The following is a 17,264-nucleotide window of genomic DNA, read 5'->3' on the forward strand; positions in this document are numbered from 1 at the left end:
TGGCTATCGTTTGATCGACTCCCAGGTGGTTTCAATAACCTGCTGGACCAGATCCTCTGAATACAGCAACAAACCACTGTGAATGTCACGCAACATAAAAATAATCGGGCCCAACGTCAGGGCTCCGATTAACTGCTGGGGCAGGTCCTTGATTATCAGTTGTTTTTTTGCCTGAACAAAAAATTCACCTATGTAATAGCTGCTTTTCTCGCCCGCATTCGCCTTTTCGATCAGACTACGCTTGCGCTGAATGCCGTAAGGCGAATTAAAATATTGCTCGCTGAAAGCAAAAAATGTTGGATGATTGTGCATAAACCGAAAAAAATTACGGCACAGGCAAATGTACTGTTCCCGCAGAGGCGCGTTTGAATCGTATCCTTTTAAAACTTCAGTTTCTACCTTTTCCATCAATTCATTGAACACTGCGTGGATCAGAGCCTCTTTGTCCTTGAAATAGCGGTAGATGGATCCGACCCCGACACCCGCCCGGGCGGCAATCTCGGAGGTCGGCGCCCCATGAAATCCGTTGGCGGCGATCAGTTCCAGGGCCGCCGTCAAAATGGCCGCCCGCTTGTCGGTTTTTTCGGACTGTTTGTGCATTGATTCTCCTTGAGAATTGGAGTGAATGTTCACTCCGCTTTACTATAATGAAAACACCCTGTCAACTTCTTTTGAGCGAGTCAAGGCGCTTTTACTGAAATTGTGGGAACAATGGGACGGTCATGAAAAAATGCATATCCATGAGATTGAAAGTATGATATAAGCTGACTATGTCACGCAAAGCCCGCATAGATGCCCCCGGGGCACTACATCATGTTATCTGCCGTGGAATAGAGCGGCGAAAAATATTTGATGATGATGTCGATCGGGATAATTTTATTGAACGTCTTGGGACTATTTTAAAAGAGACGTCAACGTCTTGTTACGGTTGGGCGCTGCTCCCCAACCACTTCCATTTATTATTGCGAAGCGGCAAAGCACCGATTTCGACTGTCATGCGCAGGCTTTTAACCGGCTATGCCGTCAGCTACAATCATCGCCATCGCCGCAGCGGGCATCTTTTCCAAAACCGTTTCAAATCCATACTATGTCAGGAAGATCTCTACTTAAAAGAGTTGGTGGCCTATATCCACCTTAACCCGTTGCGGGCCAGGATGGTCGCCGATTTAAAAGGCCTGGCGAAATATCCATATGGTGGTCATAGTGTTCTTTTGGGCAAGCATAAACGAGATTTTCAAGAAGTTGATTACGTACTGCGGCTATTTGGTGAAAAGGAAGCCGCGGCACGACGCAATTACGTTGAATATGTTCGTAAAAGAATGGGTTTAGGTCAACGTCATGAGTTGGTAGGCGGAGGGTTGCTCAGAAGCAGTGGCGGCTGGGGTGTATTAAAAGCGATGAGCAAAGCGCGCATCCACCTGAAAGGGGATGAACGTATTCTGGGAGACAGCGATTTTGTCAAAAAAGTCCTGGCAGAGCAGAAGGAGCGGTTTGAGCGTCGCTATTGGCTTCAGGCTCAGGGTTATGATATTGATCGAGTGGTGGAGAAGGTAGCCAAGGTTTTTGAGATGGAACCGGCGGAGGTTCGAAAACCGGGAAATCAACCGCTACGGGTAAAGGCCAGAAGCCTGGTTTGTTATTGGGCGGTCAGAGAATTGGGGATGAACGGTACAAGCGTAGGCAAACTGCTGGGTATAGGTCAACCGGCGGTGAGCCGTGCGGTAGTGCGGGGGGAAAAATTAGCTCAAGATATGAATTTAAGCTTAATAAAGTGAGAAATGCATTTATTCATGGCTGTCCCCTTGTTCCTCCATGGCTGTCCCCTTGTTCCTCCTGCACCTGCATGAGATACCGGATAAACGTAACGATCAGCAACGGTGTTCTCCGAGAAGAGAAACTGCCGAAATACTTCTGCTATCTGCAGTCGGTGAGGTACGTCCTAAATTTAAAATGAAATGTAACTATCTGTTTATAAAGAAAATAAAAAAATCTTGACATAAGGGATATAGAATGACCCCTTGTTCCTCCTGTTCTGGAATTTCTCAGGCGCTATCTTCAACACGTTTTACCGACGGGTTTTATGAAAATACGGCATTACGGCTTTTTAAGCCCCTGCGCATCGCTGCCTTTGGAAAAGGTTCGCACGATGATAGAAGTGGCCCTCGGGCTTACCGCCATCGTCAAGAAAAGTAGGGCTGAACCTTTCGCCCCTATATATTGTCCACGCACCCAAGCTATTCCTGCGCGTTTTTCATCACAATGACACCATCTTTCTATGCTTGGCAATTGCCGATAACAATGCAATAATATACCAAAAATCATAATTAAAAAAATGCACCACCTCCGTTGGATCCCCTAATACGGAGGTATTTATGGATATTTTGGAATTGCATTGACAAGAGCACAGCGTATGCGCTGGCTCGACACGGTAGCTAACCAACGCGTCCACAGCGCTCACCGACAGTCCGGTCAACCAGCGCTGGCAGCAGAGATAACTCATTGGGGTCCCCTGCCCCGCCATGTGATTACCCACCGCGTCATGCTGAAGATCAAAGAGGCCCGATCCGCTTTTTCCATTACGACCCGCTGCTGCCCCACTTACAAAGTGGTTCAAAGGGAAACACCCGCAGATTGGCGACGCATGTTCTATAAGCAACTCAAACGCAAGTATGGCCACAATGAAGTCGGGTACCCGCCGGTGGACAGCAGGGAGGCGTAACTGTTCTTTCTATTCGCCTTCCATCGCTACGAGAAAAACGCTGCGAATCACGTCGATCAAACGCTTTGGGGACGCCAGAAGTTGTTCGGAGATGCCGAGATCGCCACCGCCATCCTGGACCGGCTTCTGCATCACTGCAAGATTGTCAACATCAGGCCATAACTACCGTTTGAAAAGGCATTCTACGGTCAAAGAGCAACTCAAACTAAAGGAAAATAATCCGCATGAGCTGACTGTAGTTTTTTTCACCCCGGTTGGTAGACTTTTAGTTCCCGATTGAAAGCAATTAAAGATGTTGGAATGTTTTTTTGTGTAGTTTTTACCGAAGCCCTGACATTCAAAGCGTCAATTTTCAATCGATTCACCTTTAACAGGCACATGAGCAAAGGAGGAGCGCTATGGGACTTTTTGATTTCGTAAAAAGTATTGGTAAAAACCTGTTTAACAGCGATGCAGAGGCGGCAGAGAAAATCAAGGCCCACATCGAGGAAGACAACCCAGGTGTGGAAGGGTTAAAGGTACTATTTGAAGACGGCGTAGTTTCTCTTTCCGGTACGGCAAAAAGTGCCGAATCTCTGGAAAAGGCTGTTTTGATGGCAGGTAACGTGAAGGGGGTTACTAACATTAATGCCGATGGGTTGACGGCCCCGCCGTCTCAAGAAAAAGTTGATTACTACACCATTGTCAGTGGAGATACGCTTTCCGGTATTGCCAAAAAATATTACGGCAAAGCCAATGCCTATCCGCGGATTTTTGAGGCCAACCGAGAAGTAATCAAAGATCCCGACAAGATATATGTCGGCCAGAAAATCCGCATCCCTCAGGATTAATGAAAACCATTGTCTGCTGCCCGACCGTGTTGGGTTTCGACGGCAGGCAACAACCGACACACTTGATAAATGCCGGCATTGTCGTGCCGGACAATGAATGTCCATCTGCACAGATGGACCCAAGGAGGCAATTATGTTCAACTTAAGTGACGTGGTAGGAATGATGATCAACGGAGGAATGTCCAACTCCTCATCCAATCGACTGAATCACGCCTTACAATCCGGCGGATCAACTGAGGAAGCCACTGGCAAATCAACCGGCGGCGGGCTGGGCAGTATAGTGGCTGGACTGACTGGCAGAGGCAGCGGTGGCGGTGGCGGTGGTTTGGGCGATCTATTGGGAAACCTGATCGGCGGCAGCGGGTCGGCCGGCGGTGGCCTTAAGAATTTGGGCGGAATGCTGAGCGGTATACTGGGCCAGGCCGGTCAAGCTTTGGGCGGCAAAAAAAATCTGGCCATAGGCGGGCTGGGCGCCCTGGCCGGCGCGGTTTTGGGTGGGGGCAAGAGCGCAATGAAAGGCTCGCTGGGTACCGGCGCCATGGCCCTGCTCGGCGCCATGGCCTTTGATGCATTGAAAAAAAGCCGAACAGCCCCTGAACCGGGGGTGCCATTGGGATTGCGGGAACCGGAAAGCGACCGGGAGCGTGACGAACTCGAAAACAATGCCGGGCTGGTGGCAAAGGCGATGATCAGTGCGGCCAAATCCGACGGACAGATCGATCAGCAAGAGATTCATCGTATTCTTGGAAAACTGCAGGCAGAAGGTCTGGATGAGGAGGCACAACAGTATCTGATGGCAGAGATGCAGCAACCTCTGGACCTGGAGGCTCTCTGTGCGGCTGCAACGGGTCAGCAGGAGTTGGCCGCTGAAATGTATGCCGCATCACTGATGGCCATTGAGGTTGACACGCCTGCCGAGCAAGATTATATGGAAAGATTGGCCCGCGGGTTGGGTCTGACCCCCGGAACCGTTCAACGGCTGAAGACGATGGTGGGTATGCAACAATAGCCCTCTATATATTGGCATCCGTTATAGCTTGGTCCGACACCGGATACGTTTAAAAATACATCGTATCAGCTGGGGTCGGACCAAGATAACATATTGAAATAAAATCAATACGTTCAAAATCGACCCATAAAATACAGCTTAGAATTCAGTTTTGGATATCAGAAAGTGACCTCTAAGAAAATTTATACAATACAGAACGAACTTTCTCATTTCCAAAAAGGATATTTTTTACACTGGAACCACCCCGGCGATACCAACTGATTAATCGGGAAGAACTCATAAATTCTCTTGGCATAAATAACTGTTCCGAGCCCATATAGCCGGATAGACCCGGAACGAATAGAAACATTGAATCGATTCAAAGGCAATTCCCGCATAACATGGCAGTGCATTGGACAGCCAAGGCTGGGGCCGTTTTGGAATTTTTCATAGAATCGACCGCTTTTATTTTTTATCGTAATTCAGTGTAATCCCTGGCTGCCACTGACAGCCGGCTGTTATTCGCATTTCCAAAATGAACAACCATCAAAAAATAGCCTTGATAGAAGGAATTATCAAATTTCATGTCAACAATTATCCAAAGAGATCAAGCATTATCAATGCTTGATTCAAAATTAACGCTACTTTCAAAGCTATATAAAGAATGCTATCTTTCAATGGGACGAGGAGCTTTGTTAGTTTATCCAAAAAAAGTCATCGAAAGGGGACTTCCAACTAAGGGTTCGCTCAGAAATAAGTTCGCAATTTTAAGTGTTGAGGCGCCTGCCTGGCAAGGCACGAAAGCGCAGGAATATCAAGCATATTTCGAGCTTTCGTAACGCAGCCAGACAGGATGCATCGGCGCTTGAAATGTGAAGTTATTTCTGAGTGAGCCCTAAGCATGATTATAGGACAAAAGAAGAAATACTCGATGTCTTTGATGCCCCTGCCTCTCATGATCAATTAGAGGGAATGATTAATAATTATGATCAGAAAAATGAGGGCATTTTGGCGCTCATTACAAGTTATTCAAATGCTACATTTTTCGTTACTGTCAAACTAAAGTAAAAACTATGCATAACAATGCAAAACTGAGCGCAAAAAGCCGCGCACGCTGATTTGCTGCGTTATTTTTAAGGGTCAGGTCTCCGTTTGATCTTTATCAGAATTAAAAAGAATCAAACGGAAACCCGATCCCTCTCCTATGCTATTAATAATAATTCGTCAGAATTTTCGCCCTTATTGATTGTGGAAGAGACCCTTCATGGTTCAGGCGGGAATATATCCGATCAAATCGCGATTAAATTTAAAACCGGGTATTGTATTGAGAGGAGAAGGACACCTGGTGACTCGCCTCGACTGCGTGTGCGCCGATGGGTGCATAAACGTCAGGGGATCTTATACCGGCGGATATATCCCTGTTCTGAGCGGTTTCCAACAAGGCTCAACACAGATAACCGTATCCGACGCTTCGGGATTCACCGCCGGCCGGGGCGGACAAATTAAACAGGACGATATTTCAGTTTACATAAATTTCGGGTTGTAAAATAGGTCTCTGATTCTACACCCGGACCCCTTCGCAGCGGTACTCGATCGCAAAACGAATATTTTATCCATACTTGTACAAAATAATGGTCAAATGTAAAAATATTTATTATACTTGTACAATAAACAATACAAGTTTGGAGGATATTATGAGAATTGTTAATTTCAGCGAAGCAAGAAACAATCTAAAGTCAGTTTTGGATCAAGTAATAGATGATGCCGATTATACAATAATTACCCGTCGTGACGCAGAAGATGCTGTTGTTATGTCATTGGAAACCTTTAATCGTTTTATGGAGACATTTTATCTTCTCAGATCACCTGCCAATGCTGCCCATTTAACAAAATCAATTGAACAATTTAGAGATGGAAAAGTCCAGGAAAAGGATTTAATAGATGAGTAGGAAATTAGCTTGGACTGATGAAGCATGGAAAGATTATATCTATTGGCAGACACAAGAGAAGAAAACACTCAAACGAATCAACAAGCTAATTAATGATACTATGAGACAACCTTTTGCGGGTATAGGAAAGCCCGAACCTTTAAGAGAAATTTTGTCTGGCTTTTGGTCACGAAGAATTGATGATGCAAATCGGATGGTTTATGCGGTTGATGATGTTTTTATTACAATTATTTCATGTAAGTATCACTATTGACCCACGAAAAATAATCGAACAACCCGCTTGCAGATGGACTGCAAAAGCAGGCGGTTTTATTACCAGTCCTTTTTTCACCTTTTGTAGCCCCTGAAGCGGAAATGTCAGTCGTCGGTACAAAGGATAAAATATGCAGCAGATAATCAACCTTTCAGCTGCGGCACTCGCCAAAGCCATACGTAACAAGGAGATTTCCTCAACAGAAGTTGTAGATTCATATCTAAATCGAATAAAAGAGGTTAATCCAAAACTAAACGCCGTTGTACAGCTATCTGAAGAAGCCGCACGTGACCAGGCTTCTAAAGCTGACGAAGCTTTGTCACGAGGTGATATTTCAGGCCCGCTGCATGGAGTGCCATTTACCATTAAAGATTCATTTGATACAGCGGGCCTGATTTCCACAGGGGGAACCAGGGGAAGATCAAACTTTGTTCCTTCCAGGGACGCTACAATTGTCAGTCGCTTACGCGCCGCTGGCGCTATTCTGCTTGGTAAAACCAATACCTCGGAATTAACCCTCACCTATGAAACTGACAATTTAATATACGGCCAGACGAACAATCCTTATGATCTTTCGCGCTCTCCCGGCGGCAGCAGCGGCGGACCCGCGGCCATCGTTGCTGCCTGCGGATCTGCATTTGATATCGGGAGTGATTACGGAGGAAGCCTTCGGTTCCCGGCACATTGCTGTGGCATTGCCACAATCAAGCCCACTTCAGGACGTGTACCGCGAACCGGACATATTTTTCCTTTTGGTGGTGTGCTGGATTTTTTTCAACAAATGGGCCCCCTGGCCCGATATGTTGATGACCTGTCTTTGGTTCTGCCGATTATCAGCGGGCCTGACGATATCGATCCCGGTATAGTTCCAATGGCATTTAATGACCCAAAAGAGGTGGCGCTGACAAATCTTAGCGTCGCTTTCCATTCAGACAATGGAATCGTTTCTCCTTCACCGGAAACAGAAAAAGTGGTTCGGAAGGCAGCTGCACGCCTTGAAGGTGAAGGCTTGATCATAACGGAGATACGCCCAAAGGGTATCGAGCAGTCCTATGATCTGATGATTGAGCTGTTATCTGCAGACGGTGGTGCGTCGATCCGAAGGTTGCTACAGGATGCAGGTACAAAGGAACATACCCTCCCGTGGCTGGGACTTGCAGAGCCAATCAATGCGACTCGGTTCGATGCTTTGATAATGAAATGGTACCAATTTCGAAGCACCATGCTGTCATTCTTTAAAGACTATGATGTCATTATCAGTCCGGTAAATGCCTTTCCGGCCATGCCGCATGGATCATTGGGTGCTGATCTGGAGGCGTTTAGTTATACCATGACTTACAATATGACAGGCTGGCCGGCTGTCGTTGTACGTGGCGGCACATCCCCGGATGGGCTGCCCATTGGAGTGCAAATTATTGCCCATCCGTGGAGAGAAGACATTGGCTTGGCAGTTGCCGGCTATCTTGAAAAAACGCTCGGAGGATTTCAACCACCCCCGATATAGTAAAAAATCGCCAAACCAGGCAGAGGAAAAAACAACATTTTCCCCTCTGCGTTCTCTGCGCCTTGAGCGAAGCGGGCGGTATGAATATTTTAATTGACCACCAATCGGTCTCATCGGCATCTATAGCCCACCCCGGGTATAGATTCCCGTACCCGGCAGTTTCAATCAGGATACGCAACGAACTTTTGATCCCACAGACGAGTTCTCAACCGCCTGTAGCAGGTATCCTCACCTCACCCCAGTGTTCCTTGTGGTCGTCAACAAGAGCGATGGTCTTATCGTGTTGATCAATGCCATCCACGGTCACGCTCATCTCGCCATTGCCGGCAGGCGTTTGCAGTACCTCAATATGGTAGACCGTCTCCCGATAGCGGTAGTGCAGCTTGAACCCCTTCCAATCCGCAGGGAGGCACGGCGTAAAACGCAGTTTATCCACTTCAAGCCTGAGCCCCAGAAGTGATTCCACGATCAGCCGGTACATCCAGGCGGCCGAGCCCGTGTACCAGGTCCAGCCGCCTCGGCCGGCATGAGGCGGAGCCGCATAGACGTCGGCCGCAACGACGTAAGGTTCCACTTTGTAGATGGCAGTCTCCTCGGGTGATTTTGAATGGTTCACCGGGTTGATCATGGTAAAGAGTTCCCACGCCCGCCGGCTGTCCCCAAGGCGAGCGAAGGCCATTGCTGCCCAGATGGCTGCATGCGTGTACTGTCCGCCATTTTCTCTGACTCCCGGTACGTAGCCTTTGATATAACCGGGATTCAGCGCCGACTTGTCGAAGGGCGGGTCCAGAAGCTGGATCAGCCCATACTCGCGGCGAACGAGCCGCTCATCCAATGCTTCCATGGCCATACGCGAACGCTCATGATTTCCCGCACCCGAAAGAACAGACCAGCTCTGCGCAATCGAATCAATCTGGCATTCGGGGTTAGCTGACGATCCAAGCGGCGAGCCGTCGTCGAAATAGGCACGGCGGTACCACTGGCCGTCCCAGCCATGCTTTTCGACATTGCGGCACAAATCCTCAGCCTCCCTTACACATCGCTCTGCGAAAGGCTCGTCACCGTGCCTGCGGGCAACCTCAGTAAAGCGCATGAGCACATCATAAAGAAAAAATCCCAGCCACACGCTTTCGCCTTTGCCGTGTTCGCCCACCAGATTCATACCGTCGTTCCAGTCACCGGAGCCGATGAGCGGCAGGCCGTGTTCGCCGAATTTGAGACTGTTCAGGATGGCTCGGACACAGTGCTCGTAAAGACTCGCCGCCTCTTCTGAACGCACTGGCAGATCGTAATAAGAATCTTCATCCGCGTTTACCGGGCGGCCCTGGATAAAGTGGATGGATTCATCCAACAGGCCGATATCCCCGGTAGTGAGGACATAGCGGCAGGTCACGAGCGGCAGCCAGAGGTAATCGTCCGAACAGTGAGTACGCACACCCCGATTGGTTGGAGGATGCCACCAATGTTGAACATCTCCTTCCGGGAATTGACGGGCCGCGCACAGGAGCAGGTGCTCGCGCACCAGATGCGGCCTGGCGTGAATGAGTGCCATCACGTCCTGCAACTGATCTCGGAAACCAAACGCGCCCCCCGACTGGTAGGTTGCGCTTCGCGCCCAAAGGCGGCACGCCAGAGTCTGGTACAGCAGCCAGCCGTTGGCCATCAAGTTAAGGGCCAGATCAGGTGTTTCCACATTTACCGCGCCGAGGGTGTGCGTCCAGTGCTGCCACACCACATCGAGGGCGCCGCGTGCGGCGGTTGAACCCCGAAAGCGATTAACCAGGTTTCTGGCATCGTCGGCGTCTCGCCCTACGCCGAGCCTGAAGACAATCTCACGCTCTTGACCGGCGGCCAGATCGAAGCTCACCTGGATCGCTGCGCAGGGATCCAGGGCCGCCCCTACCTTACCGGAAAGGCGCATGCGCGCCATAGCGGCAGGAGCGCTCAGCGACCCGTTGCGTCCTATGAATTCAGTCCGATCACCGCTTATGGTGCGAGTCGTATCGTCCACGTCGAAGAACGCAGTCCGGTCGCGGAACTCCGTGTTATATGGGTTGCGCGCGAAAAGCGCGCCGCTATTCGGGTCAATTTCGGTAATCACGTGCATACTCGATTTTGGCCGCAGGTCGCCAAGCACCCATTCCGCATATCCGGTAGCGGAGAGCCGACGGGATCGGTCCGAGATATTTTGCACTTTGAGCACCGTGATCTTGACCGCTGCATCCATGGCCACATAAACCCACAGCTCGGAGCGGATACCGCGCTCGGTATGTTCGAAAACACTGTAGCCGAATCCGTGCCGGGTGACGTAAGGTGTTGCCCCGCGGCAGGGCAGCGGCGTGGGCGACCAGAAATGGCCGCGCTCTTCATCACGGAGGTAAAATGCCTCTCCGCTCGAATCGCTCACGGGATCATTCCCCCAGGGAGTGAGGCGGAACTCGTGGGCATTCTCGCTCCAGGTGCAGGCAAGACCGCTCTCTGAGACGACAGTCCCGAATTGCGGGTTGGCCAGCACATTCACCCAGGGTGCCGGTGTCTCCTGCCCGCGCGCGGTGGTAATAACGTACTCGCGGCCATCCGGGGTAAATCCGCCCAGTCCGTTGGAAAATATCAAATCGGGACGTGGCAGCGGGGCGACCGCCAGGGGTTCGGAACGGTGGGTTCGGGAAGGGCTGAGCAAGGGCACGGTTACCTCCACCGGACTGCGACCGTTGATCTGATCCGCCAGCGATCCCCGACTGTCGGTGATGATGGCACGTGCGACCGTTTGGATCAGGATGCGGTCCTCCTCGGCAATCTGGTCCACAGATCTTACGAAAATGCCCCCCGGTCGATCGGTTACATTGGTTCCGATACCTGCGGCAATGAGCCCCATGATCTGGTCGTGGAGGAGTTGCCGGTAACCATCGTGATCTTCGTTCCAGATCACCAGGTCCACCGCCAGTCCCTTTAAACGCCAGTAAGCGTGGGCCTGAACAAGTTGGCGCACCAGATCGATATTGGCCGAATGTTCAATCTGCAGCAGCACAATCGGTAAATCGCCGGAGATGGCGTATCCCCAGAGACCGGATTGCCCCCGGTGGTTCTTGATGAGGACACTCGGGTCGGCTCGCAGCGAAGCATTGGCGTAGATGATCGAGCTGGCAAGGCGTTCATAAAGCTGCGCATCGGCCTCGGAGGCATTGAACTGGCGCAACAGCACCTGGCCATGAGTCCATGCCAGATCGAAGACGCGATTCGCGAGACGCCGATCCTGGTATTTTTCCACCAGGCTTAAGGCTGCATCACGGGTTTCACCGATGCCGAAGACCATGTCTATCGTTGCCGATTCTTCCGGATCCAGCGTTATCCGGGTACGGATGGCGACAATCGGGTCGAGCACGGAGCCCTCGCTGCCCGAGAGCGCTCCGGTAAAAAAATCGGCAGATCCGCTCATCGCCTGTGGATCACCGACAGTGTTTCCGCGTCCGATGAACTGCATACGATCGGTTTCATAGGAGACAGCTCCGATCTCCGCCCCATGCACGGCCATCAGGTGCAACATCCAGGGCGCCTGCTCGCTCCGGGAACGGGGCCGGCGAGTGCAGAGGATTGCTCGCTGCCGGCGGATGATCTCGGTCTGCACAAAAAGATTGCTGAACGCCGGATGCAGTGCGTCCGCGGCAGGCGGTGCCAGAACCACTTCCGCATAACTGGTAACGTCTATCGCCCGGCGCGTCCGCGCGTGGTTGGTGATGCGGACACGGCGCAGTTCGATGTCATCCTCTGGCGAAACAACAATCTCGGTATAGGTGTCATAGTCGTGGTCCCGGCCGCGAAACTCGGCTCGCCCTTCCGAAAAAATCGCCTCAAAACGTTTCGATCGTTTGAGCGTTGGCTGATATGAGGTTGACCACAACTCAGTGCTGGTCACATCGCGGATGTAACAGAATGTGCCCCAGTTGTCGCAGGTGCGGTCTTCGCGCCAACGGGTGATGGCGAGGTCCTTCCAGCGGCTGTACCCGCCGCCGGAATTGGTGATCATCACGTGGTACCTGCCGTTCGAGAGCAACTGCACTTCCGGGTTCGGCGTATCCGGTGTCTTGAAAACGCGTATCGGCGGGGCCTGAAGGCTGGGAGCCATATGGTGCTCGGAGAACTCGGTTGTATGCGCATAGGACGCTGTCGCTTTGGGGATCCGCTCCTGGAGTAACAGCATGGTCGCCTGGAACAAGCGATCCGACTCGAATCGCTTCTGCATCGGGCGATCCAGGAGCAAATGGGCCAAAGACAGGAGACTCATGCCCTGGTGATGAGCCATGAAGGACCGAACCACGGCGTTCGATTGTCCGCTCGGCAGACGCGACGGCGTGTAGTCAATCGCTTCGTAAAAGCCATACCGGGTTTCAAAGCCTTCAGCAGCGAGTCGCTCAAGGTTCAGACACGCTGCTTCTGGCGCCACCATCAGCGCCAGCGCCGAGGCATAGGGGGCAACCACCAGATCCTCGGTGAGCCCGCGTTTGAGCCCCAGTCCGGGTACGCCAAAGGCCCGGTATTGGTAGTTGAGATGCACATCGATGGCATTGTAACCACATTCCGAAATGCCCCACGGCACCGCGCGTTTTTTTCCATACTCAATCTGCCGGGCCACAGCCGTTTTACAGGTCTGGTCGAGCAGCGTGTGCTCGTAGGTTGGCATCACAAGAAGCGGCATCAGGTATTCGAACATCGAACCGCTCCACGAAAGGAGGACCGAATCTCCACCGGCGAAAGTGAGCAGACGTCCCAGGGCGAACCAGCTCTCCTGCGGCAGTTGTCCCTGAGCAATCGCTACGAAACTGGAAAACCTCGCTTCCGAAGCCAGGAGATCGTAGTAACTCGAGTCCCGACGGCTTTCAGCGACATTATAGCCGATAGCCAGCAGATGACGCGTCTTGTCATACAGAAAATCATATTCCATCCGGGCGAGTGCGCCGCATAGCAGGGCAAGCCCTTTGATAGCCGCAATCCTTTCTCCGGCATACCGGCTGGCTGCCGTGATGAGATCTCGAAGTTCACTAAACCAGGCACTTTCCGCCGACGTGGCGGCAGAGCTGAGCCGGCTTACGATGGTTGGCAGGAGTTTTGCCTCCAGTTCTGCCAGTTCGCGTAGGGTTGGGATCTCATCCAGATCGGGAAAGTTGCCGGGGTTATTCTGAGAAGACAAAAGCGCTGTCCACGGAGCGAGAAGCGTCAGCTCATCGAGGGCATCCCGGCATTGCCCGGTGAAGGCGTGGATCCCCCACCTCAATGGGTTACCGGGGTCGGCATCGAGAGCTTCAACGCTGGCGCCCACTGCCGCAGCCGAAGTTGCCAGGTGATCAAGGCACAGCCGAGAGGCCACGAGCGTGGTCGGTTGGAAACGTATCGCAGACTCCACATACTGCTGCAGTTGATCGAGCTGAACCGCAGCATATACTTCCGGAGCGGCGGCCGCAGCCTCTATGACAATCCCGAGAGTGTCGTTTAAGCCCTCAAAGAATCGCGTTCCCAGGATCTTGTGATCGGCAAGTTCGAGCAGACCCGGCCGCAATGTCAGCAAATGGCCCGCAAGATTTCCGCTGTCAACCGACGAAACATAGAGGGGCGGCAGGGGCTTCAGAGATTGGGTGTCGTACCAGTTATAGAAGTGACCCCGGTATCGTTTCAGGGCTTCCATGGTATGGAGGGCCTTCGCCGTACGCTCGATGAGATGTCCGGCCGAAAGGTAGCCGAAGTCGTAGGCGGACAAATTCGCCAACAGCGCAAGGCCCATGTTGGTAGGCGACGTGCGGTGCGCGATCACGGCAACGGGATGCTCCTGATAGTTATCCGGCGGCAGCCAATGATCTTCCGGGCCGACGAAGGTCTCGAAAAACGCCCAGGTTTTCCGGGAAAGCATCCGCAGAAAGCGGGTCTGATCCGCTGTCAGCCTTGCTTCGCGGTGGTCGATCGGCCGGCTGATCCACCAGACGATAGCGGGGGAGATAATCCAGAGGCCCAGTATGGGCCCCGCCACCGCCAATACGGCCGGCTTTGATGCCGCAAGCGTAATCACTGCAGCCGTGGCCATGACCGGGGCGATCCACATAGTCCGGTACGAGCCGACGAAGTTGGTTCGGCTATTGCGATCCAGATCGCCCGACGGATTCCATTCAAGCAGCTGCTTATGCGTGATCAGCATCCGCCAGGCAATGCGCAGCACCGCGTCCAGACTGAAAAACGCTTCGTATGGCAGGCATACAAGCGTGAAGACAGCCTGAACGAAATGCCGGCCGGCCGAGTGCACTGCGGCCGTGAGGTGCTGTCCCAGAGTCACATCGCCGGACTTCTGAAACACATTCAAAAAAGAGGATATCAAAGGAGGAATCAGGATGATGCCGATCACTGCCAATGTCCAGAAGCCGGCCGATGGCAACACCGTCCAACCCAACAGCAACAGGAGCGTCAACGCCGCGGCTGTGAGACTGCGCCGCAGGTTGTCAAAAATCTTCCAGCGGGAAAGCATTGAGAGAGGATTTTTCTGAAGGCCGGCATCAGGGCCGGGAATCCTCGGCAACAGCCAGTGCGCGATCTGCCAGTCACCGCGAATCCAACGGTGCTGGCGGCTCACATCCGCGCTGTAGCGAGATGGATATTCCTCGTACAGATGCACATCGCTCAACAGCCCTGCCCGCGCGTAACACCCCTCCAGAAGATCGTGGCTGAGGATCCGGTTGTCGGGAAAACGCCCGCCCAGAGCCCGTTCGAACGTATCAACCTCGTAGATGCCCTTACCGATGAACGAGCCTTCACCGAATAGATCCTGATAAACATCGGAAACGGCACGCGTATACGGATCGATGCCGGGCTCACTGGCACACATGCACGCATACCGGGACCGGCTCGTTCCGGGAAGGCTCACTGCCACCCGTGGTTGCAGGATGCCATACCCCGCAACGACACGCTGCCGGTCTTCGTCGTAGAGCGGCCGGTTCAGCGGGTGCGCCATGGCGCCCACAAACTGCCGGGCCGAATCGCGTGCCAGTTGCGTATCGGTATCCAATGTGATCACGTACTTCACGTTCGATAAAACCGCGGTTTCACCGACGACGAGCGCGAAGCGATCACCAGTGATACCCTGTGTTTTGTCGCGCAGAAGCCCATTCAAATCCGCAAGTTTGCCGCGCTTGCGCTCGTAACCCATCCAGATCCGGTCTCTTGGATTCCATCGGCGCGGGCGATGAAACAGAAAAAAATTATTGCCTTTTGAGCCCCGGTACTTTTCGTTAAGCTCTTCAATCCTCTGCCGGGCCAGCCGCAACAGCGGTTCGTCCTCCGGCAGCGTTTCTTCGATGGCGTCACGAAAATCAGTAAGCAGACCGAAGTGAAGGTGGTCATCCTGATTTGCAAGGAAACGGACTTCAAGCGCCTCGATCAGGTTCTCGATGTTTTGACTGCTCGTGAGCATTGTCGGAACCACAACCAGAGTGCGCAATTCCTCCGGGATCCCTTTTGAAAAATCCATACGCGGCAACGGATGCGGCGACGCCAGCAACGTTGCCAGCCAGTTCACCAGGGCTACCGCCAGATGACTGGCACACAGAAGCGAGAGCAGTCCGACCGGCACGAGTGTCCAACCCTGCACCCCGTCGGCATATGCCTTTGCCGCTAAGCACCCGGCATAAATCGCCGTCATCAGTAGAATGGCGCCTGAATACAGAAGCAATGGGAACCGGCGGCTGACTCTGCGCAGAACCTCTGCAAATGAAAAGCGTACCTCCGACATTCGTTCGAGCTGCGCCAATCCCTCGTCGATCAGGTAAAAGCCGACGTGCGCTGCTCGGTCGTCGCTGCCTTTCCGAACCGCTCCTTCATGCGCCAGCTGGATTGCCTTGCGCGCCACCTCGCTCTCGGAGTGCGGACTGCGCTTCGCGACCTTCTCCACGACGTGGCGGTAGCGATCACGGGTAGCAAAATCCATCTTGCCGTAGACACCCCCAGGATCCTCACCCAGGGTCTGCTCGACAACGCTCAACGTCTCGACGAACTCGCGCCAGTCCATCTCGCCCAGAAAACGGAGGCTGCCGATGCTGTTGCTCATCGATACCTGATTGGCAGCCTGTTGTTGGTTCTCCGAACGCACCAACTGTTCGATGGTCAGGCCGGCCTCGGACAATCGATGTTCAATCCAGGTGAGCGGCAGTGCCAGCGCAGGACCCTGGCCCTGCAAGAGACGCGTGAACTCTGCAACAAACGAGCTCACCATGGGAGGATTCGACCGGACCATGTCAGCTATCACCAGAATCAGGCTCTTCGGGTCCTTCGCAGCGATCTCCGTCATCTGGCCGGCCCAATATTCAGCGAGATTTCGATCGATCCTGACGGCGGCGATCCGGGCGGCAATCCGCCGAAGATTCTCAAGCAGCGCCAGACGCAGCATGATGGGGATGGCCCAAAGTTCGCCCAGTTTCAGGGTGGTTACCGACTGGTAGGCGGCTACGAAACTGCTGAGGTTTTCCGGATCCACCCGGCCATCGCCGTGTGAAATCGTCTCAAGAGCGATGTCATACACCCGCGGAAGCCCGGCCGATGGGTCATTCCGTAAGTACGGCAGCTCACGGCTATAACCCTTCGGCAAGTGTCGCCTCGCCGTTCGAATCTGTTCTTCAATTAAATAGAAGTTGTCAAGAAACCATTCCCCGGCCGGTGTAATCCGGCGCTCCTCTTTGACGTCGGCGGTCAGCAGTTTGTGGGCTTCAAACAGGAGACTTTCATTCTCGGCCAGCCGTGCCAGAAGGCGGTCCCGATGGCGTCCGGACTTCAACTGGTGAACACCGGCCAATATCTTGCCATGCTGCTCCATCTGATCGGCACTGAACAGTTCCGATCGAAGGGGCAGTTCATCGGTGACATACTTCTGTGTCAGTTCGCTTCCGCAACGGCGCGCCCACATACGGGAAAAAATCCCGAGAACGGTTTTACTGCTCAACTTCATTTTTGATGTCTCCTTCTGCCTGATCGAAAGCGGTCTCATCCATATCA

The 17,264-nt window shown here is 52.7% G+C and carries 11 protein-coding genes; 9 read left to right on the forward strand and 2 right to left on the reverse strand.

The window, feature by feature from the left end:
• Nucleotides 1-3: 3 nt before the first annotated feature.
• Nucleotides 4-600: a TetR/AcrR family transcriptional regulator gene (locus PHQ97_09235; GenBank protein ID MDD4392912.1), complete on the reverse strand. Its 597-nt coding sequence runs from the start codon at nt 598-600 to the stop codon at nt 4-6.
• Between the two features lie 170 nt (nt 601-770).
• Between PHQ97_09235 and PHQ97_09240 the strand changes: the two genes are divergently transcribed.
• The 9 genes from PHQ97_09240 (at nt 771) to PHQ97_09280 (ending at nt 8,243) form a co-directional block, all read left to right on the forward strand.
• A complete protein-coding gene (locus PHQ97_09240) occupies nt 771-1,775 on the forward strand; it encodes a transposase (protein ID MDD4392913.1) in 1,005 nt (334 codons plus the stop codon).
• 257 nt (nt 1,776-2,032) lie between these two features.
• On the forward strand, nt 2,033-2,263 hold the full coding sequence (locus PHQ97_09245; GenBank protein ID MDD4392914.1) for a transposase: 231 nt from the start codon (nt 2,033-2,035) through the stop codon (nt 2,261-2,263).
• 147 nt (nt 2,264-2,410) lie between these two features.
• Nucleotides 2,411-2,719, forward strand: a complete 309-nt coding sequence (locus tag PHQ97_09250; protein ID MDD4392915.1) for a hypothetical protein — start codon at nt 2,411-2,413, stop codon at nt 2,717-2,719.
• A 398-nt stretch (nt 2,720-3,117) separates the two neighbouring features.
• Nucleotides 3,118-3,549 carry a peptidoglycan-binding protein LysM gene (lysM, locus tag PHQ97_09255; protein MDD4392916.1) on the forward strand — a complete coding sequence of 144 codons (432 nt, stop codon included), beginning with the start codon at nt 3,118-3,120 and terminating at the stop codon, nt 3,547-3,549.
• 133 nt (nt 3,550-3,682) lie between these two features.
• Entirely contained in the window at nt 3,683-4,558 is an 876-nt protein-coding gene (locus PHQ97_09260; protein ID MDD4392917.1) for a tellurite resistance TerB family protein, read from the forward strand.
• A gap of 563 nt (nt 4,559-5,121) precedes the next feature.
• Nucleotides 5,122-5,376, forward strand: a complete 255-nt coding sequence (locus tag PHQ97_09265; protein MDD4392918.1) for a hypothetical protein — start codon at nt 5,122-5,124, stop codon at nt 5,374-5,376.
• Between the two features lie 855 nt (nt 5,377-6,231).
• Entirely contained in the window at nt 6,232-6,486 is a 255-nt protein-coding gene (locus PHQ97_09270) for a type II toxin-antitoxin system prevent-host-death family antitoxin (GenBank protein MDD4392919.1), read from the forward strand.
• Nucleotides 6,479-6,739 carry a Txe/YoeB family addiction module toxin gene (locus PHQ97_09275; protein MDD4392920.1) on the forward strand — a complete coding sequence of 87 codons (261 nt, stop codon included), beginning with the start codon at nt 6,479-6,481 and terminating at the stop codon, nt 6,737-6,739. The genes PHQ97_09270 and PHQ97_09275 overlap by 8 nt, the downstream gene beginning before the upstream one ends.
• Nucleotides 6,740-6,869: 130 nt before the next feature.
• Nucleotides 6,870-8,243 (forward strand): amidase, encoded by a 1,374-nt coding sequence (locus PHQ97_09280; GenBank protein ID MDD4392921.1) that lies wholly within the window; start codon nt 6,870-6,872, stop codon nt 8,241-8,243.
• 205 nt (nt 8,244-8,448) lie between these two features.
• Here the strand turns inward: PHQ97_09280 and PHQ97_09285 are convergent, their stop codons facing one another.
• Complete coding sequence (locus PHQ97_09285) at nt 8,449-17,217, reverse strand: glucoamylase family protein (protein MDD4392922.1); 8,769 nt, start codon at nt 17,215-17,217, stop codon at nt 8,449-8,451.
• Between the last annotated feature and the right edge of the window lie 47 nt (nt 17,218-17,264).

This window comes from Desulfobacterales bacterium, assembly GCA_028704555.1.
In the GTDB taxonomy this organism is placed as follows: domain Bacteria; phylum Desulfobacterota; class Desulfobacteria; order Desulfobacterales; family JAQWFD01; genus JAQWFD01.

What these genes read in the sequence shown, in the direction of transcription:
- PHQ97_09235 (MDD4392912.1), bottom strand. Translation starts at nt 600, where the DNA reads ATGCACAAACAGTCCGAAAAAACCGACAAGCGGGCGGCCATTTTGACG.
- PHQ97_09240 (MDD4392913.1), top strand. Translation starts at nt 771, where the DNA reads ATGTCACGCAAAGCCCGCATAGATGCCCCCGGGGCACTACATCATGTT.
- PHQ97_09250 (MDD4392915.1), top strand. Translation starts at nt 2,411, where the DNA reads ATGCGCTGGCTCGACACGGTAGCTAACCAACGCGTCCACAGCGCTCAC.
- lysM (MDD4392916.1), top strand. Translation starts at nt 3,118, where the DNA reads ATGGGACTTTTTGATTTCGTAAAAAGTATTGGTAAAAACCTGTTTAAC.
- PHQ97_09260 (MDD4392917.1), top strand. Translation starts at nt 3,683, where the DNA reads ATGTTCAACTTAAGTGACGTGGTAGGAATGATGATCAACGGAGGAATG.
- PHQ97_09265 (MDD4392918.1), top strand. Translation starts at nt 5,122, where the DNA reads ATGTCAACAATTATCCAAAGAGATCAAGCATTATCAATGCTTGATTCA.
- PHQ97_09270 (MDD4392919.1), top strand. Translation starts at nt 6,232, where the DNA reads ATGAGAATTGTTAATTTCAGCGAAGCAAGAAACAATCTAAAGTCAGTT.
- PHQ97_09275 (MDD4392920.1), top strand. Translation starts at nt 6,479, where the DNA reads ATGAGTAGGAAATTAGCTTGGACTGATGAAGCATGGAAAGATTATATC.
- PHQ97_09280 (MDD4392921.1), top strand. Translation starts at nt 6,870, where the DNA reads ATGCAGCAGATAATCAACCTTTCAGCTGCGGCACTCGCCAAAGCCATA.
- PHQ97_09285 (MDD4392922.1), bottom strand. Translation starts at nt 17,217, where the DNA reads ATGAAGTTGAGCAGTAAAACCGTTCTCGGGATTTTTTCCCGTATGTGG.